This window comes from Marinovum sp. 2_MG-2023, assembly GCF_030548265.1.
GTDB lineage: Bacteria > Pseudomonadota > Alphaproteobacteria > Rhodobacterales > Rhodobacteraceae > Marinovum.
The window spans coordinates 1-22,509 of record NZ_JAUOSD010000013.1 but is presented as its reverse complement, the minus strand read 5'-3'; the positions used below and the strand labels follow the sequence as shown (position 1 = coordinate 22,509).

The 22,509-nt window shown below is 61.3% G+C and carries 18 protein-coding genes and 1 tRNA gene; 11 read left to right on the top strand and 8 right to left on the bottom strand.

The features are described from left to right. Positions 1 to 132 precede the first annotated feature (132 nt). Entirely contained in the window at positions 133 to 2,091 is a 1,959-nt protein-coding gene (gene parE, locus Q4577_RS14900; RefSeq protein ID WP_303470522.1) for a DNA topoisomerase IV subunit B, read from the top strand. Positions 2,092 to 2,095: 4 nt separating this feature from the next. Here parE and Q4577_RS14895 read toward each other — a convergent pair whose 3' ends face one another. Beyond that, positions 2,096 to 2,971 carry a hypothetical protein gene (locus Q4577_RS14895; protein WP_303470525.1) on the bottom strand — a complete coding sequence of 292 codons (876 nt, stop codon included), beginning with the start codon at positions 2,969 to 2,971 and terminating at the stop codon, positions 2,096 to 2,098. A 420-nt stretch (positions 2,972 to 3,391) separates the two neighbouring features. Here Q4577_RS14895 and Q4577_RS14890 point away from each other — a divergent pair, with 420 nt between their 5' ends. After that, positions 3,392 to 3,520 carry a hypothetical protein gene (locus Q4577_RS14890; RefSeq protein ID WP_280520737.1) on the top strand — a complete coding sequence of 43 codons (129 nt, stop codon included), beginning with the start codon at positions 3,392 to 3,394 and terminating at the stop codon, positions 3,518 to 3,520. Between the two features lie 573 nt (positions 3,521 to 4,093). Here the strand turns inward: Q4577_RS14890 and rpmB are convergent. The 3 genes from rpmB to meaB form a co-directional block, all read right to left on the bottom strand. Beyond that, entirely contained in the window at positions 4,094 to 4,384 is a 291-nt protein-coding gene (rpmB, locus tag Q4577_RS14885; RefSeq protein ID WP_244691558.1) for a 50S ribosomal protein L28, read from the bottom strand. Between the two features lie 174 nt (positions 4,385 to 4,558). Beyond that, positions 4,559 to 5,353 carry an alpha/beta hydrolase gene (locus Q4577_RS14880; protein WP_303470530.1) on the bottom strand — a complete coding sequence of 265 codons (795 nt, stop codon included), beginning with the start codon at positions 5,351 to 5,353 and terminating at the stop codon, positions 4,559 to 4,561. Continuing rightward, on the bottom strand, positions 5,350 to 6,339 hold the full coding sequence (meaB, locus tag Q4577_RS14875) for a methylmalonyl Co-A mutase-associated GTPase MeaB (RefSeq protein ID WP_303470532.1): 990 nt from the start codon (positions 6,337 to 6,339) through the stop codon (positions 5,350 to 5,352). Before meaB ends, Q4577_RS14880 begins: the two co-directional genes overlap by 4 nt. 192 nt (positions 6,340 to 6,531) lie before the next feature. On the opposite strand from meaB, the gene Q4577_RS14870 reads away from it, so the two are divergent. Together Q4577_RS14870 and hrpB are read left to right on the top strand one after the other, a co-directional pair. Then, positions 6,532 to 7,260 carry a DUF3108 domain-containing protein gene (locus Q4577_RS14870; protein WP_303470536.1) on the top strand — a complete coding sequence of 243 codons (729 nt, stop codon included), beginning with the start codon at positions 6,532 to 6,534 and terminating at the stop codon, positions 7,258 to 7,260. An 8-nt stretch (positions 7,261 to 7,268) separates the two neighbouring features. Beyond that, positions 7,269 to 9,770: an ATP-dependent helicase HrpB gene (gene hrpB, locus Q4577_RS14865; protein WP_303470538.1), complete on the top strand. Its 2,502-nt coding sequence runs from the start codon at positions 7,269 to 7,271 to the stop codon at positions 9,768 to 9,770. Positions 9,771 to 9,873: 103 nt separating this feature from the next. On the opposite strand, the gene Q4577_RS14860 is transcribed toward hrpB, so the two are convergent. Next, positions 9,874 to 10,461 (bottom strand): TetR/AcrR family transcriptional regulator, encoded by a 588-nt coding sequence (locus Q4577_RS14860; protein WP_303470540.1) that lies wholly within the window; start codon positions 10,459 to 10,461, stop codon positions 9,874 to 9,876. 87 nt (positions 10,462 to 10,548) lie between these two features. Here Q4577_RS14860 and Q4577_RS14855 point away from each other — a divergent pair, with 87 nt between their 5' ends. Together Q4577_RS14855 and Q4577_RS14850 are read left to right on the top strand one after the other, a co-directional pair. Further along, positions 10,549 to 10,848 (top strand): hypothetical protein, encoded by a 300-nt coding sequence (locus Q4577_RS14855; RefSeq protein ID WP_303470542.1) that lies wholly within the window; start codon positions 10,549 to 10,551, stop codon positions 10,846 to 10,848. A gap of 109 nt (positions 10,849 to 10,957) precedes the next feature. Continuing rightward, the gene (locus Q4577_RS14850; protein WP_303470545.1) at positions 10,958 to 12,244 is read left to right on the top strand and encodes a homoserine dehydrogenase; all 1,287 of its coding nucleotides are present in this window, start codon (positions 10,958 to 10,960) and stop codon (positions 12,242 to 12,244) included. 186 nt (positions 12,245 to 12,430) lie between these two features. Here the strand turns inward: Q4577_RS14850 and Q4577_RS14845 are convergent, their stop codons facing one another. Further along, entirely contained in the window at positions 12,431 to 13,264 is an 834-nt protein-coding gene (locus Q4577_RS14845; RefSeq protein WP_303470547.1) for a transglutaminase-like domain-containing protein, read from the bottom strand. Positions 13,265 to 13,445: 181 nt separating this feature from the next. On the opposite strand from Q4577_RS14845, the gene glpX reads away from it, so the two are divergent. From glpX to Q4577_RS14825, 4 genes are all read left to right on the top strand, one after another. After that, entirely contained in the window at positions 13,446 to 14,408 is a 963-nt protein-coding gene (glpX, locus tag Q4577_RS14840; RefSeq protein WP_244691551.1) for a class II fructose-bisphosphatase, read from the top strand. Then, entirely contained in the window at positions 14,408 to 15,010 is a 603-nt protein-coding gene (locus Q4577_RS14835; protein WP_303470549.1) for an isochorismatase family protein, read from the top strand. The genes glpX and Q4577_RS14835 overlap by 1 nt, the downstream gene beginning before the upstream one ends. Beyond that, positions 15,007 to 16,755: a single-stranded-DNA-specific exonuclease RecJ gene (recJ, locus tag Q4577_RS14830; protein ID WP_303470552.1), complete on the top strand. Its 1,749-nt coding sequence runs from the start codon at positions 15,007 to 15,009 to the stop codon at positions 16,753 to 16,755. Before Q4577_RS14835 ends, recJ begins: the two co-directional genes overlap by 4 nt. A 252-nt stretch (positions 16,756 to 17,007) precedes the next feature. Further along, positions 17,008 to 17,082: transfer RNA gene (locus Q4577_RS14825), tRNA-Glu, on the top strand. 1,742 nt (positions 17,083 to 18,824) lie between these two features. Here Q4577_RS14825 and Q4577_RS14820 read toward each other — a convergent pair. Together Q4577_RS14820 and Q4577_RS14815 are read right to left on the bottom strand one after the other, a co-directional pair. Continuing rightward, positions 18,825 to 19,289: a hypothetical protein gene (locus Q4577_RS14820; RefSeq protein ID WP_303470554.1), complete on the bottom strand. Its 465-nt coding sequence runs from the start codon at positions 19,287 to 19,289 to the stop codon at positions 18,825 to 18,827. After that, the gene (locus Q4577_RS14815; RefSeq protein ID WP_303470556.1) at positions 19,286 to 19,681 is read right to left on the bottom strand and encodes a hypothetical protein; all 396 of its coding nucleotides are present in this window, start codon (positions 19,679 to 19,681) and stop codon (positions 19,286 to 19,288) included. Before Q4577_RS14815 ends, Q4577_RS14820 begins: the two co-directional genes overlap by 4 nt. A 1,061-nt stretch (positions 19,682 to 20,742) precedes the next feature. Between Q4577_RS14815 and Q4577_RS14810 the strand changes: the two genes are divergently transcribed. Then, positions 20,743 to 22,386, top strand: coding sequence for a hypothetical protein (locus tag Q4577_RS14810; RefSeq protein ID WP_303470558.1), 1,644 nt, complete (start codon positions 20,743 to 20,745; stop codon positions 22,384 to 22,386). Positions 22,387 to 22,509: the final 123 nt, after the last annotated feature.

The window sequence follows — 22,509 nt, the reverse complement described above, 5'->3', positions numbered from 1 at the left end:
ATTTGTGCCAAGAAGAATGGCAAAGCGCCTGCACATTGCACTTCACGTGACCGGGACTTGATCCACACCCTTTCCCCGCCCTGCGCGCTCTGGCATAGTGGCGGGCAATCAAGACCAACAAAGAGCAGCGAAATGGCCGACGATCTTTTGGGTGTAGCCTCCGACTCTGACTATGATGCCAGCCATATCGAGGTGCTCGAAGGGTTGGAGCCGGTGCGCAAGCGTCCCGGCATGTATATCGGCGGCACGGATGAACGTGCGCTGCACCATCTGGTGGCCGAGGTTCTGGACAATTCGATGGACGAGGCCGTGGCCGGCCACGCCACGCGTATCGAGGTGGAATTGCACGAAGATTTTGCCATCACCGTGCGCGATAATGGCCGGGGCATTCCCATCGACCCCCACCCCAAATTCCCCGGAAAATCCGCGCTTGAGGTGATCCTGTGCACCTTGCACGCCGGTGGCAAGTTTTCCGGCGATGCCTATGAGACGTCGGGCGGGTTGCATGGCGTCGGTGCATCTGTGGTCAATGCGCTGTCGGATTCGATGGTGGTTCAGGTCGCGCGCAACAAAGAGCTGTTTGAACAGCGGTTTTCGCGCGGCATCCCGCTGGGTGGGGTCGAAAAGATTGGTGCCGCCCCCAACCGGCGCGGCACTACCGTGACCTTTCATGCGGATGAGCAGATTTTCGGCAAGCACCGGTTCAAACCCGCACGTCTGTTGAAGATGGTGCGATCGAAGGCATATCTGTTTTCCGGTGTCGAGATCCGTTGGAAATCCGGCATAGACGACGGGGAAACCCCGACCGAGGCGACGTTTCATTTTCCCGGCGGGTTGTCGGATTATCTGACAGAAACGCTGGGCACGGCGTCGACCTATGCCGACAAACCCTTTGCGGGTACGGTCGATTTCCGTGAAAAATTCGGCGCGCCGGGCAAGGTGGAATGGGCGATCAACTGGACGCCATCGCGCGACGGATTTATCCAAAGCTATTGTAACACCGTCCCCACACCCGAGGGCGGCACCCATGAAGGTGGGTTTTGGGCCGCGATCCTTAAGGGCATTCGCGCCTATGGCGAATTGTCCAACAACAAGAAAGCGGCGCAGATCACGCGCGATGATTTGGTGACCGGGGGCTGCGCGCTGGTCAGCTGTTTCATCCGGGAGCCGGAATTTGTTGGCCAGACCAAGGACCGGCTGGCCACGACCGAGGCGGCGAAACTGGTCGAAGGATCGGTGCGCGACCATTTCGACAACTGGCTGGCGGCGGATACCAAATCGGCGGGCGCGATCCTTGATTTCCTTGTGCTACGGGCCGAGGAACGGCTGAAACGGCGTCAGGAAAAGGAAACCGCGCGCAAATCGGCGACCAAGAAGCTGCGCCTGCCCGGCAAATTGGTGGATTGTTCCAATTCCAACCGTGACGGCACCGAATTGTTCATCGTCGAAGGCGACAGCGCCGGCGGGTCGGCCAAGATGGCCCGGGATCGCAAGACGCAGGCGCTTTTGCCGCTGCGGGGCAAGATCCTGAACGTGCTGGGGGCGGCGTCGTCCAAACTTGGCTCCAACGCCGAAATCAACGACCTGTCACAGGCGCTGGGGGTGGGGCTGGGATCGCGGTTCAATATCGACGATCTGCGCTATGAAAAGATCATCATCATGACCGATGCGGATGTCGATGGCGCGCATATCGCGGCGCTGTTGATGACCTTCTTCTTTACCCAGATGCGCCCAATGATTGATTCCGGGCATCTCTATCTGGCCTGTCCGCCGCTGTTCCGGCTGACGCAGGGGGCGAAGCGGGTTTATTGCCTTGATGAGGCCGAACGCGAGATGTGGATGGAAAAGGGCCTGGGCGGCAAAGGCAAGATCGACGTGTCGCGGTTCAAAGGTCTGGGTGAGATGGACGCCAAGGATCTGAAAGACACCACGATGAATCCCCTGACCCGGAAATTGATTCGGGTGTCGATTGATGAGGATGAACCGGGCGAAACCGGCGATCTGGTGGAACGGCTGATGGGCAAGAAGCCGGAGAAACGGTTTGAGTATATCCAGGCGAATGCGAAGTTTGTTGAGGAGCTGGATGTTTGAGGGACTATTTTATTCCAAGTAGCCGTAGCAAATCATGTTCAGCAATGAATTCAGGTTTGTTTTCTCGCTCCCGAAGCTGGAGTGCTTTCACAATTTTCGTGCCTTTATGTGTGTAAACCCAATCTCTCGATGCTTCACTGGCGATCACCACAAAGTTTGTCCTCTTGCCTACCGATTTTTTGATAATCGCACCGCGTGCCGAAAGTTCTTCTTCGATCAATTTCCTAGGGCTTATTGAAAAATTTCCTGTCAGAACCATGATAGCATCTTGCAGGATCCCATCGTCGTCACCCAAAGCAAGTGTATCCAGAACAGGTGTACCGCCAAGGCTGGAAATACCTGTATCGCAATAAGCATCACCGACAAGTCGTGTAATTTCACGACATATATCTGCGGACTCTTGTGCATCGACAATGCCATCGTCCAGTGCCTCGATATAGGTTCTAACTACCGACCTCGCATAGACATCTTGCAATATGCATGAATTCTGTTGAGCGTATTTCACAAGCGCTTCGGCTTCTTCTATTTTAATTAAATCGTCACACGCGATTCCTGCACAGAAACCAAGAAATCTGTTGACGGAGCTCTTTTCACAATTAGCGTCTATATTTAGTGCTCGATAGTAAACCGCGTCTTTCAAAAACTCATGCTCAAGCAAATCAGCATCGAAATCTTCCAGAATTTCGTTGGCATCGCAGTCACTGACGTTACGAACGAACTCTTTGCACTGGCGGATAAGCGGTTCCAACTCGCCAACCTCGATACCTCCGCTAGAAACAATTCCTTCCAAAAACCCTGTAAAATAACAGAAGAATTTCTTGGCGTTTCCTGCTTCATGAATCTTCCCAAGTGTTTTGCCACCAACCTCTAAATTAGACATAACAATTTCCTCACAATGTGAACCAGACGATTGAACCAACACTGGCATAGATTATCAATGCTATTGAAGCATCTTGATGGAAGCCCGCAATCTTTTCGGAGTTAAGTCACCGTGAATTTGCACAGGCGCTGGCATCTCGAACTTTGCTTGCAAAGGACTGTTGGCAGGCGTTAACCGCGCAACCGCTGGAAGACCGGGGGCCTTGGTTCCGGGCTGGGGCGGGGTGCATGACCGGCCGCATCAAACCCCTTGTAAGTGAGCGAGAGCAGGCATATTTTATGCCTGCAGGCTCCGAGATGATGAGTCTTGTCCCTGCCGCCTCCCACGGATCATCGCCCCGGCCAAACGGGCAACCCTGATCGCCTGACGATGCGACTGCTCTGTGCGATGTCCGCATGGGGAACGTGATCGGAGATCAACATGACCAAACAGAAACACCACGGCAACCGCGAAGCCAAGAAACCGAAGCAGGAGAAGCCCAAGGTTCTGGCGACCGCGAATTCCAACTTGGGCAAACCGCTGAATATCGGCGGCAAAAAGACCAAATAGGCGGATCTCATGCGTTTCGGCGGGCGTTTGGCGCCGTGACTGTGATTGAAGATCTTGCATTTTCATGCAGTTGGCGCTGTTCACCCCGCGCCGCCCGCCACCGCATGTGAGGGTTGGCACGCCTGCCCCGCCGGGTTTGCCCGATTGCACATCCTGACCCGGCCATGCCGGTCAGGGTGTCGCGAGTGGCCTGTTCCAAGGTTTTTGCGAACCAGGACCCTTGCAGGCACCCCAATCCGAGCCAGGGGTACGACGCCCCGAAACAAACCACTCTTCGACCGTTTGAATGTAGCCGACGTGCGGCGGTGCAGCAAAAGTGCATCTGGCTATTCCACCTATCCGAAGGGATAGATGACGTAACGTAAATTTAAGATGAAGGGCCCGCCACTCAGCCGCATTAAGTGAGCGACACGCCAAAGCAGCCAAAATCCGGGCATAGAAAAACCCCCGCCGGGTGGGCCGACGAGGGTTTGGCGGACACCGAAGCGTCTGCGTTGTTTTTTGGATCGGATCCTCTGGCCGCATGGTCGCCCCACTGGGGGGCGTCCCGCGCCGTAGATCCCGAAAGCTGGCTTATGCCTCGGCGGCTTGCGCTTTCACGATCTCTTTTTTGACTTTCAGCGCATTGTCCGAAAGTTCAACATCCTTGGCTTTGGCAAGGAACTTGTCCAGGCCACCACGATGGTCGACCGAACGCAGAGCCGATGCAGAGATCCGCAGCTTGACGCCACGGCCCAGCGTTTCGGATTGCAGGGTCACATCATTCAGGTTCGGCAGAAACCGACGACGGGTTCTGTTTTTGGCGTGGCTGACGTTGTTGCCAGTCATCGGGCCTTTTCCGGTCAATTCGCAGCGGCGCGACATGTCATCTTCCTCATGGTTCTCAAGCAGGACAACGAGCATTTGCCCGGGCGCGCCCCACAAAAATCAAGGGCACCGCGTTGCAGTGCCCGGAAATTGGTTTTCAGGCTATTAAGCCCCAAGCCGGGAATCGTCAAGAGCCTGTTGCATAGGCTTTACATTCCCGTGCCCGGATGTTCAATCCGCCTGATGCAAAAGCATCGATGCGCGGTCTTCTGCATGACGGGCCAGCGGCAAACGCCCGAATTTTTCCGCTTGTTTTGCCAGATGTTGCCAGTACTTCACGCTTTTGCGACGGGAATTGCGGTGCAACATGACGACGCGGCGCACCGGCACCACCGGTTTGACCAATTGCGCCTGTAGTTTGGCGAATTTTCCGCCCTCGCCCAGCACCCCGGTTGCGGGATGGCCGCCGCCGGCCAACCGTGCAAGGCGCATGGCGGGAAATGCGGTCTGGATCAGGGCGGCATTGCGGATATCCAGCGGGCGAAACGGATCAGCCAGGATCACACCCGCCACTTTTGTGCCGCGCGGGCCAAGATCGCCCGCGTCGAGCGCGAATCCCCCCGCACAATCGCGGTAGCGGCGATCGAACGGCACATGCTCTGGCGCAATGGAATATTGCGGTGACACCGCAATGATCCGCCCCAGTCGCAGCGCCGCAGCAAAGCGAAAGGCCGCATATCCCCCCATCGAGAACCCCATCGCACAGGCCTGATCGAAGCGGGCGGCAAATTCCGTCAGAACGCCCTCCAACGCCGCCGTTTCGCTGTTGATATACCAATCATTCAACCGCGACTGCAGGTGCAGATGGGTCATGCCCTGATTGATGAAACTGCGCACCGGTTTCGGCTCGGCAAAGCTGCCAGGGTCGGCGATCCGCTGGCGGAAGCTGACAAACAGCTTCGGCTGACCGGGATTGAACACGCTGGCGCGGATCAGATCGCCATCAAAGAGCAGGACCGCCGTCATCCGCCCAAATGCCGGGCCACCATATCCTGGGCGGCGCGTGTCGGAGTTGTCTCGCCTGCGGCCACACGGGCCGACAGCATCGCCATCGCATCTTTTGCGGCTGGCGTTTGCAGGCGCGCCAAGAGGGTTTGGCGCACTTCTTCGGAAAACCAGAATTGCGCCTGTTCCGCCCGACGGCCATCGAAATGACCATTCTCGCGCCGCCAGGTCACCAGCGTCTGCATTTCATCCCAGGCTTTTTCCAGCCCCTCCAGATGCAGCGCCGAAACCGTCATGGCCTTTGGGAATCCGGCGGGGTCTTGCGGGCGTTTGCGCAGCAGACGCAATGCGCCGGAATAATCCGCACAGGTCCGGGTTGCGGCGGGCTTCAGATCGCCGTCGGCCTTGTTCACCAGAATCAGATCCGCAATCTCCATGATGCCGCGTTTGACGCCCTGCAATTCATCGCCGCCCGCCGGGGCCAGCAGCAACAGGAACAGATCCGCCATCTCTGATACCACGGTTTCGGACTGGCCGACGCCGACGGTCTCAATCAACACCACGTCGAACCCGGCTGCCTCACACAGCGCCACCGCTTCACGCGTGCGGCGCGCCACACCGCCAAGATGGGTCTGGCTGGGCGAAGGACGGATAAAGGCGTTGCGGTCGCGGGTCAGCTGCTCCATCCGGGTTTTGTCACCCAGAATGGACCCACCCGACCGCGCCGACGAAGGGTCAACCGCCAGAACCGCCACCCGCAGCCCCTGCCCGGTCAACATCAGCCCGAAACTTTCGATAAAGGTGGATTTGCCCACCCCCGGCGTGCCCGACAACCCGATCCGCAGCGCCTGCCGCCCGGATTGACGCAGCCGGTCGATCAATTTGGTCGCCTCTGCACGGTGATCGTCCCGACCGCTTTCAATCAGGGTGATCGCACGGGCCAAGGCCCGCCTGTCACCGTCCAGAACCCGGGTTGCAAGGTCGGAAATGTCCATCTGCTCTGCCATCCTTTTTGGCCGGTTGGGTGTTGACCGGCATCATTCCGCACAGGCCCAGCCGGGGAATGCGCGGGGAATTGCGCGCGGGTCCGGGCGGTCCGGTCAGTTCTGGCATTTTGTGCACGCCACTGGCCAACTAGTCCAGAGCAGCGCGGCCATTCAGAACTGACTTTGGCGGCAAAACCGCAAAACGGACAACAGATGAAACCTTTTTCTCGCACATCCGGGGTGGTCCTGGGGCTGATCCTGTCCCAGGTCATGTCCCTTGCCGGGGCCGCAGAGCCGACCCAGGAAAAGACCCGCTATGATGTCTATTTCTCAGGGCTGAAGGCCGGAGAGGTGCAAACCCGCATGACCCGCGAGGGCGGCCAATATGCCGCTGCGGCCCGGGTCAAATCCTCTGGCCTGATTGCGGCGATCACGGATTTCCGCTTTGACGCAAAGGTGCTGGGGCATGTGCGCAACGGCACGTTTCGCCCCGCGCGGTACGAGGAAAATTCAGACACCGGACGGCGCAAAAGCAACAAGGTCATCACCTATCGTGCCGGCGTGCCGGTGCTGGAGAAAAGCGAAAAACCAGAGCGCCATTGGCTCCCCCCCGCGACACAGGCCGGCACGCTGGACCCGCTGACCGCGATCTGGCAGGTGCTGGCCGACCGGGCGGGCGATGACCTCTGCCGGTTGAATGTCAGTTATTTTGATGGTGAGCGGCGCATTCGCCTGACAACATCGCAGCCCCGCCGCCAGACAGATCTGGTGACCTGTCAGGGGCAGTACATTCGCGAAGGCGGATTTTCCAAAAAGGCGATGAAGGAAGGCAAGACATTTCCCTTTGAGCTGACCTATGAGCCGGGAGATGACCGTCAATGGCGGGTCAAACGCATGGATGTGCAAACTCTGCGTGGACGGGCGGTGCTCATTCGGCGATAAGGCGTTTTGTGACGACACGCCGGACCCCTTTGCCAATTGATGCCGCGCTGCCAGAGCTTCTGGCGGCGGTGGCGGCGCATGGCCGCGCGGTGCTTCAGGCGCCCCCCGGCGCGGGCAAGACGACGCGAGTGCCGCTGGCGCTGCTGGAGGCTGGTCTGGTGACCGGGCGCATCGTGATGCTGGAGCCGCGGCGGCTGGCGGCGCGGGCGGCGGCGGAACGTATGGCCGAAACCCTGGGCGAGGCTGCGGGCGACACGGTTGGATACCGTATTCGCGGCGAGGCCAAGGTGGGCCGGAACACCCGGATCGAGGTGGTGACCGAGGGTATCCTGACCCGGATGATCCAATCAGACGCCGAATTGACCGGCGTGGGCGCGGTGATTTTTGATGAGTTCCACGAACGCAGCCTGAATGCCGATCTGGGGCTGGCGCTGTGTCTGGAAATTGCCGGGGCGCTGCGCGACGACCTGCGGCTGATCGTGATGTCAGCGACGCTGGATGCTGCGCCGGTGGCGGTGTTGATGGGCGATGCGCCGGTTGTTACCTCTGAGGGGCGGTCCTTTCCGGTGGAAACCCGGTGGCTGGACCGGCCGTTGGTGGCCAAACCGGGGGCAAGAGTGCGGCTGGCCGAGGCCACCGCCGATCTGGTGGCTCAGGCGGTCAGCGCGACCGAGGGCGGCGTTTTGGTCTTCCTGCCCGGAGAGGGCGAGATCCGCCGCTGCGAAGGGGTGTTGAAAGCCCGCCTACCGCAAAATTGCAATATTCGCCCGCTGTATGGCGCGCTGCCCTTTGCCGCCCAGCGCGCGGCGATCCAACCGGAAACCAGCGGGCGCAAAGTGGTTCTGGCGACCTCGATCGCCGAGACATCGCTGACAATCGAAGACATTCGCGTGGTGGTGGATGCCGGTCGGGCGCGTCGCGCGCGGTTTGATCCGGGATCGGGCATGTCGCGGCTGGTGACCGAACGGGTCAGCCGGGCCGAGGCCACCCAACGCGCAGGCCGCGGCGGCCGCGTGGCCGAAGGCGTGTCCTATCGGCTCTGGACACGTGGCGAAGAAGGCGCGCTGCCCGCCTTTGCCCCGGCCGAGATCGAGGTGGCCGATCTGGCCGGGCTGGCGCTGGAATTGGCGCTTTGGGGCGGGTCGGTTGAGGACATGCCCCTGCTGACGCCGCCCAACCCTGGGTCCTGGGCCGAAGCGCAGGCGCTGTTGCGGATGCTGGGCGCGTTGGACGCGATGGGCGCAATCACCGCCCATGGCCGGGTGCTGGCCGCCCTGCCCCTGCATCCGCGGTTGGCGCATATGCTGGCGGTGGCCGGGCCTGAGGCCGCGCCGTTGGCGGCGCTGCTGGCCGACCGCGATCCTTTGCGCGGCGCGCCGGTGGATCTGGCGCTGCGGCTGGAGGCCCTGCGCGATCTGCGCGCATTCCGCAACCGACGCCCCTATGAGGTGAACCGCCCGGCGCTTGAGCGGATTGGCCAGGAGGCCAAGCGGCTGCGGCGTGCGGGCTCCGGCAAGACGGCGGGAGGTCCCGGATCGGGGTCCGGGACCGGTGCGGCGCATTCAGCGGCCCAGATGGCGGCTCTTGCCTATCCGGACCGGATCGGGTTGCGCCGCAAGGGCGATGCGCCCCGTTATGTGTTGTCCGGCGGCAAAGGTGCGGTGATGGACGACAGTGATCCGCTGGCGGGGCAACGGTTGATCGTGGTCACCGACACCGATGGCAACCCGCGTGAAGCGCGCATTCGCCAGGCGATAGCGGTTTCCGAGGGCGAGATCCGCGCATTGTTTGAGGATCAGATCGCCTGGGTTGATGTTTGCGAATGGTCGAAACGCGACCGGCGGGTAGTGGCACGCCAGCAAGAGGTGTTTGGCGCCGTGGTGCTGCAGGACCGGATCTGGAAAGACGCGCCCAGTGATGCGGTGGCGCGGGCGATGCTGGACGGGGTGCGGGATCTGGGCCTGCGTCTATCCAAGGGCGCGGCGCGGCTGGTGGCACGGGTGCATGTGGCGCGCGCAGGCGGGATTGACCTGCCGGATATGTCCGAGGCGGCCTTGCTCGCAGGGTTGGAGGATTGGCTTCTGCCCTATTTGACCGGGGTGAAGACGGCGGACCACTGGAAGGCGTTTGACGTGCATGATGCGCTGGTCGCCTCGCTGTCCTGGGATCAGCAAGAGGCGTTGAATCGGGCGGTGCCGGCGGCCTTTACCACGCCTTTGGGGCGGAAAATTCCGATTGACTACGGCGGCGAGCATCCCGAGATCACCCTGCGCTTGCAGGAGATGTTTGGTCAACGGGTCCATCCGACCGTCGCCGGACAGCCCTTGCGGGTGACATTGCTGTCGCCGGCACAACGCCCGGTACAGGTCACAATGGATATTCCCGGATTTTGGGAAACGTCATATGCGGATGTGCGCCGCGACATGCGCGGCCGCTATCCCCGCCATCCCTGGCCCGAAGATCCACGCGAAGCCGATCCAACCCTGCGCGTGAAGCGGCGCGGCACATAGGATCAGGACCCTAGGGGGCGCTGCCCCCGCCCCCCTAAAAGGGGGACTCCCCCGGGATATTTACGGTCAGATGAAACCGTGCAGGCCAGCGCGGGTCTGACAGTCACGCCCCCACGATGCGGCGCACCATGTCCCAGTAGATTTTCTGGACTTCTGTCAGCGACAGCCGCCCGCCAGCCCGATACCAGGTATTGACCCCGGTCAGCATGGCAATCACCGCCATTGTGGCAATCTTGGTGTCCGGCATGGTGAATTGCCCGGTGCCGAGGCCGGCGCGCAAAATGGTTTCCAATTTGTCTTCGTAAGCCCGGCGCAGCGCTTCGATATGGGCAAAGTTATCGGCCTCCAGATTGCGCAATTCCATGTAAGAGATAAAGATCGCTTCGGGGCGTTCGATATTGAACCGAATGTGGAAACGGGTGAAGGATTCCAACTGTGCCAGCGGCGTGTCCGCCGGTGCGGTATCCTCCCAGGCTGCCAGAAGTTCATCCATGTGGTCCCTGAGCAGCGAGAACAATAGGCTCTGTTTGTCGGGGGTGTAGTTATAGAGCGCCCCGGCCTGGACCCCGACCTCGGCCGCGATTTGACGCATTGATACCGCGGCAAAGCCGTTGCGTGCAAAAAGTTTCAGCGCGGCGGATTTGATCCGGGGGCCGGTGATGTCGGAATGGGAACCTTGGGTACGTGCCATATGGGTGTTTAGATCTGAACGGGCGTTCAGATCAATCACCAATCCTTGCCCTTGGCCGCGCCATGCGGCATGACAAGGCATGAAAGAATGGGAGCGACCATGCATCTGATCCGGCTGTGTCTTTGCCTTGTGCCCTTGACCCTGGTCCTGGGGTGCACCCAATTTCCGGCGCTGGACAACAGCGAAGGCCCGGATGTCGCGGCGGCGGCCTATCCCCGATTGCTGAGCATCGAAGAATTGCGCGCCATTCCCGACAGCACCACCACCCTGGAGGTGCAGACCTCTTTGCTGGGGCGTTTGGCGGCACTTCGGGCACGCGCGGCAGGGCTGCAAAGCCCGGTGATTGACCGCGCCACCCGCAGTCGCATGGCGCGAGGCGTGCGCTGACGTCGAATTTGCCAATATGACCGGGCTTGGCGTTGCACCCCGCGCCGGTTGCCGCTACATCGCGGCGAACACAATTGACCCCATTTCTGATCCTTTAGGAGGACCTGCCATGACCGAACCTTTGCGCCTTGGGATTGCCGGGCTGGGCACGGTTGGGGCCGGCGTGGTCAAGATCATCCGGCAGAAATCGCATCTTCTGGCGGTCCGTGGCGGACGCCCGGTTGAAATCAGCGCCGTCTCGGCCCGCACCCGCGACAAGGATCGCGGCGTCAACCTGACGTCTTATGCCTGGGAAGATGATCCCGTGGTTCTTGCCACCCGGGATGATGTCGATGTTTTTGTCGAACTCATGGGCGGCAGTGATGGCCCGGCCAAGGCCGCAACCGAAGCTGCGTTGAAGGCCGGCAAGGATGTTGTCACCGCCAACAAGGCGATGTTGGCCATGCACGGTCAGGCGCTGGCGCAGCTGGCCGAAGACAACGGTGCGGTTCTGCGGTTCGAAGCGGCGGTTGCGGGCGGCATTCCTGTGGTCAAATCCCTGACCGAAGGGCTGGCCGGCAATGAGATCACCCGTGTGTTGGGTGTGATGAACGGCACCTGCAATTACATCCTGACGCGGATGGAAAGCGCCGGTCTGCCCTATGATGTGGTGTTCGAAGAGGCCAATCAGCTGGGCTATCTTGAGGCGGATCCGGAATTGGATGTGGGCGGGATTGACGCCGGGCACAAACTGTCGCTGCTGTCGGCTGTTGCCTTTGGCACCCAGGTGAATTTCGCCGGGGTCGAGCTGGAGGGGATTGGCCGGATCAAGATCGAAGATATTCGGGCCGTTGCCGATATGGGCTATCGCATCAAGCTATTGGGCGTCGCACAGATGACCGGGCGCGGGCTGGAACAGCGTATGTCGCCCTGTCTCGTGCCGGAAACCTCTCCGCTTGGGCAATTGCCGGGCGGCACCAATATGGTGGTGCTCGAAGGTGATCAGGTGGAACAGGTTGTGCTGCGCGGCCCCGGTGCCGGCGAAGGCCCGACCGCCAGCGCGGTGATGGGCGACGTGATGGATATTGCGCGTGGCCTGCGGGTCACGACCTTTGGACAACCGGCCGCCACCCTGACCGAGGCCACCCCGGCAAAGAGCGCAACACCGGCCCCCTATTATCTGCGCATGGCGTTGCAGGACAAACCCGGCGCGCTGGCCAAGGTCGCGGCGGTTCTGGCGGCATCGGGCATTTCCATCGACCAGATGCGCCAATATGGCCATGCTGATGAGGCCGCGCCGGTGCTGATCGTCACCCACAAGACCCAGCGGGCGGCGCTGGACGAAGCGCTTGAGGCGATGCAGACAACCGATGTGGTGGTCGGCGCGCCGGTGGCGTTTCGGATCGAAAATCTCTGAGCCCAATCTCCGGCCCAATCTCTGAGCTTAAGGTCCGGCCGAGAGATCGTGCCAAGTTGTCGGGAACCGGGGATGAACAAACCGGGAATGAACAACTGGGGCAGCATATGCCTCGGAGCACCAGACCTGTGATTTACCGGAGCTTCCCTTGACCGGCGCCTGTCGCAATGGCGTCGTACTGCGGCGCTAGGTCCAGGGTTCCAGCCGGGCGATGATATCGGCGTCAACCGGGCGCAAATCGGCGTTCAGGCCCAAAGGTTCACCGAGGATCTTGATCAGCGATCCATCGCAGAGATCGCCATATCGGTGCCCCATGGAATGGCTGATCGCCACCCGTTTGCCGGGCCGGGGGTTCAGGCCGGGTTTGGTTGCACCCAGCCCGGTCTTGATATGATGTGCGATGTCCCATTCCAGGATCTCGCCCGCATGTCGTGTGGCCACCCAGCAATGACCATCCAGGGTGATGCCGGCACGCTCTTCGGGAAAGAAATAGCCATAGAAATATGCGGCATCATATCCGGCGGCCCGTAGCGCGGCGACAAGATAGGTGTTGATGTCGACACAAGACCCCGGCGTCAGCCCGCAGGACAAATAGGGCACCATATCCATGCCATCGGTAAACCGGTGCTCCGGGTGGGCATAAGAGAACCGGCTCTCGGCCTCGGCGACAAGCGCCTCTATGCCCGCCTGCCCGCGCCCGGCACCCTCTGCGATCCGCCGGCTTTCTGTGGCCAGTTCGGCGGCGGCACGGGTGAATTGGTTTTGTCGCGGGGCGAATGCGGCCTCGGGGTAGAGGGCCCCGCTCGCCGCTGTCTCGACACTATAGCGCACCGTCATCTTCGCGCCGTCCGGCACAGCCAGAGAGGCGGACAATCCCAGCTCCGCATCGCTCAGCACCCGGGTGATGTGACCGCCGATAACGTTCAACTCCACGACCTTGTCATAAGGCGTGCCAATCCCGTTGGGCACAAGCACAGCCGCACAGGACGTGGTGTCGATTTCGACAGTCAGATGTTTCATGATCGACACAACTCTGGCGCAAGGAAAGCAATTGCAGGCCGCAGTATCAGCCCTGTGCAACAGCCAGATGTCAAAGCCAGCCCCGCATGACGCCCCGCCGCAAATGGCCAAGCCCCTTGCGGCCCCTTCCCCGCAAAGGGTAATCACATGGGGACGGTGTTCACACAAAGGATCAAACCTCATGGCCCCCAAGGATTTCAACGACCGTATGCTGTCTCTGGGCCTGGCCCGTGTGGCGGAACAGGCCGCGATTGCCAGTGCCAAACTGATTGGACGTGGTGACGAAAAGGCCGCGGATCAGGCCGCTGTCAACGCCATGCGCGAACAGCTTAACAAGCTGGACATCAAGGGCGTTGTCGTCATCGGCGAAGGTGAACGCGACGAAGCGCCGATGCTGTTTATCGGCGAAGAGGTGGGCACCGGCGAAGGTCCGGGGGTGGACATCGCGCTTGACCCGCTGGAGGGCACAACCCTGACCGCCAAGGACATGCCCAACGCATTGACCGTGATCGCCATGGGACCGCGCGGATCAATGCTGCATGCTCCTGACGTCTATATGGAAAAGCTGGCCATCGGGCCGGGATATTCCGAGGGCCTTGTGACGCTGGACATGCCGCCCGCGACCCGCGTGTCGGCGCTGGCCACCGAAAAGGGCTGCTCACCGGAGGATATCACCGTCTGTATCCTGGAACGGCCCCGCCATCAGGAAATGATCGACGAAGTCCGCTCGACCGGGGCGTCGATCCGTCTGATCACCGATGGCGACGTGGCCGGGGTGATGCATTGCGCAGAGCCGGACAAGACCGGCATCGACATGTACATGGGATCGGGTGGCGCGCCCGAGGGTGTTCTGGCCGCTGCCGCATTGAAATGCATGGGTGGCCAGATCTATGGCAAGCTGTTGTTCCGCAACGACGATGAAAAGGCCCGCGCCACGAAGGCCGGGATCACCGATTTCGACCGGATCTACACCCGCGACGATATGGTGACCGACCATGTGATCTTTGCCGCGACCGGCGTGACCGGCGGGTCCTTGTTGCCGGCGTTGAAACGCGAACCGGGCTGGACCACCTGCGAAACCATCCTGATGCGGTCAAAAACCGGGTCGGTCCGGCGCATGACCTATCGCAATCCGACCCAGTGATGACCCCGACCACCACAGTATCGCCGGCGACCCCGCCGAACAGAACCGCGCTGGTGATGATCGACTTTCAGACCGGGTTTAACGACCCTGTCTGGGGCGCGCGCAACAACCCGGACGCAGAGCAGCAAGCGCGCACCCTGTTGGATGCGGCCCGCAGATCCGGCTGGGCGGTGCATATGGTGCGCCATCTGAGTGTCGATCCGCAAAGCCCGCTGCAAGCCAGCAGCGACGGGGCGAATTTCATACCGGGATTTGCCCCACAAGACACCGATGCCCTGCATGAGAAGTCGGTCAATTCCGCCTTTATCGGCACGTCACTGGAACAGGATCTGCGCAACGCTGGCCTGACGCATCTGGTGATCTGCGGGCTGACAACGCCGCATTGTGTTTCGACTTCGGTGCGGATGGCGGCGAACCTGGGGTTCGTGGTGACACTGGCGCATGACGCCTGCGCCGCTTTTGCCGCCACCGCCGACATGAGCTGGCAGGCGGGCAGCCCGGACATGAGCGCCGATGACAGCCACCGCGCCGCGATCGCACATCTGCACGGCGAATTTGCCACGGCGCGTCGAGTTGCCGAAATCACAGGACAACCGACATGAGCGCCTATCTGGGGGTGACGCAATCGCTGACCGGACGACGCTGGGTTGGTCCGGGGATTGCGGTTGAACGTCAGGCCAGCCTGCTGGAACAATCCGCCACCCTGCCGCCCGCTTTGGCCTTGGTGCTGGCGCGACGTGGCGTCGAGGCTGATCAGGTGACGGCGTTTCTTGATCCCAAATTGCGCGATCTGTTGCCCGATCCGTGCAGCATGCGCGACATGGAACCGGCAGCGGCCCGTATCCTGCGGGCGCTGGAAACCCGCGAAAAAGTGGCGATTTTTGCCGATTACGATGTCGACGGCGGCACATCCGCTGCCTTGCTGATAGATTGGTTCCGGCATTTTGGCCGGCAGGTGACGCTCTATGTCCCCGACCGCATCGACGAAGGCTATGGCCCGAATGAACCCGCCATGGCAGAGCTGGCGCGTGGTCACGACCTGATCATCTGTGTCGATTGCGGCACGCTCAGCCATGCACCAATCGAGGCGGCCAAGGGTGCAGATGTGGTGGTGCTGGATCACCACCTTGGCGGTGAAACGCTGCCCGCTGCGGTGGCCGTGGTCAACCCGAACCGCCAGGACGAAGATGGCGCGCTCGGTCATCTCTGCGCCGCTGGTGTGGTGTTCCTCTGCCTTGTCGAACTGGGGCGGCAATTGCGCGAGATCGGCAAACAGGGGCCTGATCTGATGGCGCTTCTGGATCTTGTCGCCCTGGGGACGGTGGCCGATGTTGCGCCCCTGATCGGTGTGAACCGGGCCTTGGTCCGTCAGGGGCTCAAGGTCATGGGGCATCGTGCGCGCACCGGTCTGGTGGCGCTGTCTGATGTGGCGCGGCTCGATTCTGCGCCGTCGTCGTATCACCTTGGCTATGTGCTGGGACCACGGGTCAATGCCGGCGGGCGGATCGGCCAGGCGGATCTGGGCGCGCGGCTGTTGTCGACCACAAATGAAGCCGAAGCCAAGGCAATGGCAGAGCGGCTTGACCAGCTGAACAGCGAACGGCGCGAGATCGAGGCCGCCGTGCGCGCCGCCGCGCTGGATCAGGCGGAACAGCGCGGGCTGGATGCGCCACTGGTCTGGGCCGCGGGCACTGGCTGGCACCCTGGCGTTGTCGGCATTGTCGCGTCCCGCCTGAAAGAGCTGACCAACCGCCCGGCGATTGTCATCGGTTTTGATGGCGACGACGGCAAGGGATCGGGACGGTCGGTGGCCGGTGTCGACCTTGGCGCATCGATCCAGCGGCTGGCGGCAGAGGGGCTTCTGGTCAAGGGCGGCGGGCACAAGATGGCAGCGGGCCTGAGCCTGACACGCCAGATGCTGGAACCGGCCATGGCGCGGCTGTCGGAATTGCTGGCCAAGCAAGGTGCCGGTGATGGCGGCCCTGCCGACCTGCGCCTGGACGGCACGCTCATGCCCGGCGCGGCCTCACCCGAATTGGTGAACCGCCTTGAAGAGGCCGGGCCCTACGGTGCCTCGGCCCCTGCCCCGCGCTTTGCCTTTCCCGATATGGCGATCCGCTTTGCCAAACGCGCCGGCGACAGCCATCTGCGGCTCAGCTTCTCTGACGGTCTTTCCCCCCCGATCGAGGCCATTGCCTTTGGCGCCTATGACAGCGCGATTGGCACTGCGATCGAAAATCATGGGGGCAAGCGATTCCACCTTGCCGGCAAACTGGACATCAACACCTGGGGCGGACGGCAAAAAGTGCAATTGCGGCTGGATGATGCCGCCGAAGCCACCGGCTGACCACCGCCAAATGGCCCCGTGTCGGGCGCGATTCTTGGGATCAACGGCCATGGCCGCCTAAAAGCATGTCCAACGCCATTGAACCGCAATAAATCCCACCATAACGCAATAAAAATTTTCAAACAAAATCAATATCTTGCGGCTAAATTTCGAAAAAAAACGCTCCAAATCGACTTCTGTCGCAGTTTCTTCAATTTTCCGCTTGCACCTAGCGCCCGCTTTTCTTAGAACCCGGCTCACGCCACAACAGCTGGCCCGTTCGTCTATCGGTTAGGACGCCAGGTTTTCAACCTGGAAAGAGGGGTTCGATTCCCCTACGGGCTGCCACTTTTCCTCATTTTCCTCTGTTTTACTGGACGTTACCTCGTTCAGTGTCCCACGATTTTCGTGGCGTGGGACACTCTTGGCTTCCGCGGCCTCTTTCGCACGCTCTTCCGCACGAAGCGCAGCACGCTCGGCGAGACGCGCGCGATCAACCCGCTTGGTGTAGATGGCGGCGGTCTTCGGGTCGCTGTGCGACAAGTGCGCCATGACTTCGTAGACAGACCCAGACGCCTCGGCGATCTGCTCGGCGCGACGTTTACGGATGCCATGCTGAGACCGGGTGGCGCGCAACTTCGGCATCCCTTCCTTCTCCAGCACCGGATTGCCCTCATCGTCGAGAACTTGCTCGCAGAGACCAGCAGCAATGATCCATTTGCGAACAGCGTTATCGAGGGAGCCAGAGGATGCGAAGGGCGTGCCTTTTTGGGTCAGGAGGTAGGCCGAAGCGTCAACTGGAAGGTTGGCGGCTTCCAGCATGAAATCCCAAGGCAACGGAAGCTGGACCTCCGACGAGCCTTTCTTCGACGGTTGATACTTGATGTATAAACGATCTTTCCGGGTCATCTCGTGTTGCGGTCCAAGAAGGTGCATATCGCCGATGCGGCCCGCAGTCGCTTCCGCGAGCAAGAACCACCGGCGCGCCATCGTGCCCGGACCATGGTATGCAAGGAATTTCTCCGCGTCAGCGTCAGACCAAGGCTCAGCGCCCCCCTTCTCGACGTGATTGCTCTTCACCAAGAAGACTGGGCTGTTGATTGGATAGCCATGATCTGCACCCCAAGTATACGCGGCGCGGAGTGCTTTCAGACACGTATGGGCTGCGCCCGTCCGCACCCCGAAAGAGTCTCGAACATGTGCAAAGGCTTCGCGCGGAAGCGACGCCTTCATCGCGCCCATCCGAATCTTCTTGTTGGGCGAGAGGCATTTGCGAGCCTGCTTCAGGCCGGTAGTGCGGCTCACCAAGGTCCCCGATTTCAGATTCCCAGCCTCAACCTGAACCTTCATCCAATCGATGAACTTCTCGCAGAGTTCGTCGAGGGTGTTCTTCGCTGGCTTTGGCTTCTCGGTAACGATTAGCTTCAGCCCTGCCCGCGCGGCAAGGTAGTGGTCCTCGAAGTCCTGATGATCAGGCCCCACCGGAATGGTGATCTTCTTGGATTTCTGCCCTTCAACGCGAACACGCCAGCGAGGTGTCCCCGCCGGCGTCTTCTCTTCACAAAGGCCCTCATAAGTCTTCTCGATTTTCATAAACCTTCATCCCAGGTTGGGGCGTCGTCGGCATCTGCGTTTTTACCGTGCGCGTTGGTTGCGATCGGGTGCCCAGACGGCGCCCCATTTGAATTGCCTGCCACATCGACCGAAAACGACCCGTCAGGATGGACGCGGACCGCGCCAGGCTGAAAGCCAGCGGCGACGATCGCACCGATGACGTTGGACACTGAGGATCTTGATGGTTGAGCGGCAGGCATAGTCTTCACTTCTTTTGACGGAAGAAGAGTGGGTGGAACGCGATCCAACGAGTCGCCGAAATCTGAAGAAAAATTGCGTGCGAGGCGGATTGCAGACCCAAGCCATTGATCTAAATGGAAACTTTTTTCGGCTCGCTGCGTCGACTTTGGTTAATCGGCGTGTTGGCTTGCGCAGCAGAAGGATTGGAGACCAACACGCCTGCCCATGGTGATCCTTCCATGGACACGGGTCATTCGACCCAAGGCACGGCGCCCCAGGCAGGGGCGCCGTGATGCTCACCGATCCATCAAATTCCCTGCCATGCAGACCGCGTTAGCGGCGCTCAATGACGCGGCAATGAGGTCGTGAAGCAGATCGAGTTCACTAAGTGCTGCTTCCAGTGCCTGGACGCCGGGCTCGCGGAAAATGCTTTCGTAGCCCCCGCGGACATGGTTTTCGTCGCCTTCAAAGTAGACGTGAATCCGGTCCCTCACCTGCCCGCCGAGTTGCTCACTGAGCGTCTTGAGGTCGCGGGCGAAGCTGTCGTCGAAGATGTCGCGACGGGCGATCTTGCCTGCCATCGCCGAGGGGAACGCGCGCTGCGTAGGTGGCAGTTGCGGAATGACGGTCTCGTAAAGCTCATCCGCAACGACATCGGCTTGCATCAGCGCGGCCGTGACAACGCCAGCGAGCAAATCCGGCGTTATCTCGATGCCATCAACCAGGGCGGCGAAGCGGGATAGCGTGCGTGACCCACTCATGCTGCCACTCCAGAGGCCAACGGCTCGCGCGCGTCCTTGCGGTATGCTCCAAGGGCGTTAACGAGGCCATCTGCGAGGATGCAGATCTCTTCGACGACAGGCTCAGCGGGGTCCAACGCAGCGAAACATGCGGCTTCGATCCGATGTGGTTCATGCACGTTCTTGAGCATGAGAAGGTCGACCAAATCGTCGAGCGCGCGCATCGTGCGTGCGGTCGGGCGGCCCTGGTTGGCCAGACCGTCCAGCGCACTCAGAGCGTTGCGGACACCTGGCGACGCGCCCAGCAAAGCTGCGGCGCAGGCGAGCGCATCAGCGTTCTCGCCTGCAAAGGACCGCAGTTCCTGGAGGGCTTTCGACGGTGCGGCAGTGATAGTATCGGTAAAATCGAACATGTTGTCTCCTGGTTTCTCGGAGTGTCCGGCTCAAGACCGGGTCAAGTTCGTTCGATTTCCATTCCTCTCGGGCTGCGGCTCCCCTGGGCACGGCTCTCGCAAAGAGGAGCCGGGACCAGGGTGACGCTGCGCTGTGCATTCTATCGTTTTCCAAGAAATCCCATTGTTGTGCGCCCCGAAGTGGGAGTTGGTGGTAGTTAACAGACCGGGGCGCGACGGTGCGGTGGTCAAGTCCTGAGGCCGTGTGATCCCCTCGACAACCAGCATGCGTTCGTGGTTCGACATCCGCCCGAGGACGTCGATAAATTCGATCATTGCCACAGTGTAGATCTCGGCGACCTCATCGCTGCTGCCCGGGTCCGTGGGCGTCACAGCACCCAAGAACAGGTTCCCACAGTAAAGTTCGATATCCCGGGTGCTGATGCATTGGACGATTGTCAGAAATAGGTTCGCCCGGCACTCATGCTGGCGATCTCTTGCGTTGTCTGTCCCATACGGGCTGGTCACTTGATCGTTTTCCCTAACGGGTGGTCGATCTATCATGGCAAACCTCCTATCGCCAATCTCCTGCCATGAAAGGAGATGGGCGACGGGTGGTTCAGGCATGATACACACCGCGATCATTCGCTTCGACACCCGGCGCTCGCGAAATCGCCGGACATGCTGGGAGAGGTCGAGGAGAGGGCCTGCCCTCTCTTCGCCGGCCGTGGGGAGCGGCGAGCAGTTGGGGGTCGCGGGGGAGGAGTGCGGAACGACGCTCCCCCGCGCCGTCGGAGACGCCAGGGGGTTTCGAGGGGGAGTGGCGAACGACACCCTCGATCCGCCGGAAGGCGCCGGAGTGCAGGGGTGGCGAACGCCCTGCCGCCGTCTGCGCAGGACCGCCCCCCCGGCGTGAGGGGCCGTCGGAGAGCCGGCGCGTAGTGAGCCCCAGAGGGGCGGCTCGCACTACGCATAGTCGGACACTATGCCTTGTGTGCCCACCTTCGGGGCGCGTCGCAGACATTTCCGGAGGTGCACCCTTCTTACCTATTTCCCCGTCGCCTCGAACAAAGGAGATGGCGATGAAAGGTTATCAATTCGCGCGCATGGAGTCGTATTCGGTGCAGGGCGCGCCCGGGAAGAAATTCAGGGAACCCAAGTTCCGAAAGAGCGGCGAGCGAGCCTGGACAGCGCAAGAGGTGCTGGACGAAGCTGAACGGAAACCTTGGGCCTCGTTCCATGTCAATCCGGGCGGGATGCCGCCCCAGATCCTGCCCGGGACCGTCAGCTCATTCGCCGCGGCGCGAGCAGCCCATGAAGAAGCGTCGACGGTCAAGGAGGTCTACGTCCGCAAGGGCAAGAAGGCGAAGCGAAAGCTGCGTTCTGACGCCCGCACGCTTTATTCGTCGGTGGTGTCCCTTCCCACGCTCACGATGGATGCTCTCGCCGATCCCGAACTTCAAGAGGAATGCGTCGCTCTGCTCGCGGCGGCAATGGAGCATGAGAGGAAGACCGTCGAGAAGGCCGGTGGGGTTCTCCTGATGGGCGTCATTCACTGGGACGAGGATCATGTCCATGCGCATTACCTTGCAATCGAGCCCCAGCTGGGTCGGGTTGATACGCTCCACCCCGGCAGAGCTGCCAAGATCGCGTTCAACGAGTCGCACGCGGCAGAGAAGGTGAAGGACCCCAAGGCCGTGGGCCAAGGTGCGAACCGCGCCTACCGCGCAGCGATGAGCAAGTGGCAGGACGATTTCTACGAAGGTGTCTTTGACGGCGCCGGTCTGCTCCGGTTCGGGCCCAAACGATGCCGCATGACGCGCGCCGAGTATCAGAAAGCCCTGGCGGTGAAAGACCGTCAGGCAAAGGATGAGAAGCGGAGGGCAGAATGCGCGGCGACGTTCAACGAGCAGGTCACGGCTATCGAAGGCGAGAAGATCGACCTCCTCCTCCGCGAAACCGAGGCAGCCAGTCTGGCGGCGCAGGGCCAAGCGGGAGTCACCCGTGCCGAAGAGCTTGCTTCCTCGGTCGCGGATAGGGCCGAGGCGCTGGAATGCGGGATGAGTGCCATCGAGGCGCGCCAAATCGACTACCGGCCTGCAACCGAGAAACGTCGGGAGGGGCTCGAGTTCGGACCGAAAGCGCCCGACGCAGAAGAAGACCGGCGCTCGCTCAAGGAGCGGATCATGCCGGCGTTCGATCTCTTGGTCGGCTTCGCCCGCCGGGTCTTTGGTGTCCGCCAGCGCGAGGAGGCCCAGGAAGCGACGGCGGCCGAGCTGCGCTGCCGCGCGGCTGTCGTGGAAGCCACGATGTCACAGTCGCGACAGGTTGTCCCGGAGAGCTTGGCGGCACTGGCAGCTGGAGAGCCTCGCCCCCTGGACGCGGAAGGCTTTCCCGGGGCCTGGTCGATACCGTCCGAGGCAGACGCCGCTGCGCTTCGGAAACGACTGGAAGTCACGACGAATCTGGAGCTCAGAGCTGCATATCAAGCAACTCGCGATGCCATGCTCCTGACCGAAGAAGACGTCGCGCTTCGCGCGGGATACGTCAGAGGTGTGAAGGTGATCGAGATGAATGCTGCGGAACGCGGGTTTGATCTCGAGACCGGTCGACAGGACGTGGAGAACGCCACGGACCCGAAAGTGGCGGCCCTTCACACTGATCAATTTCCGGAGCCGATCAAGGTCCTTCGGGTGTCTCCGGAACACGTCCGCACGAGGACCTGAGCGCCGGAAAGAAAGAGCCGAGGCGGGGGCGCCTCGGCTCTGCCTACTGACCTGCCCCCTGCTGGTCCCTCATTCATAATGAGAGTCTGCAGGTTGAATCTGGGTATTCGGCTTCCGCGTCTG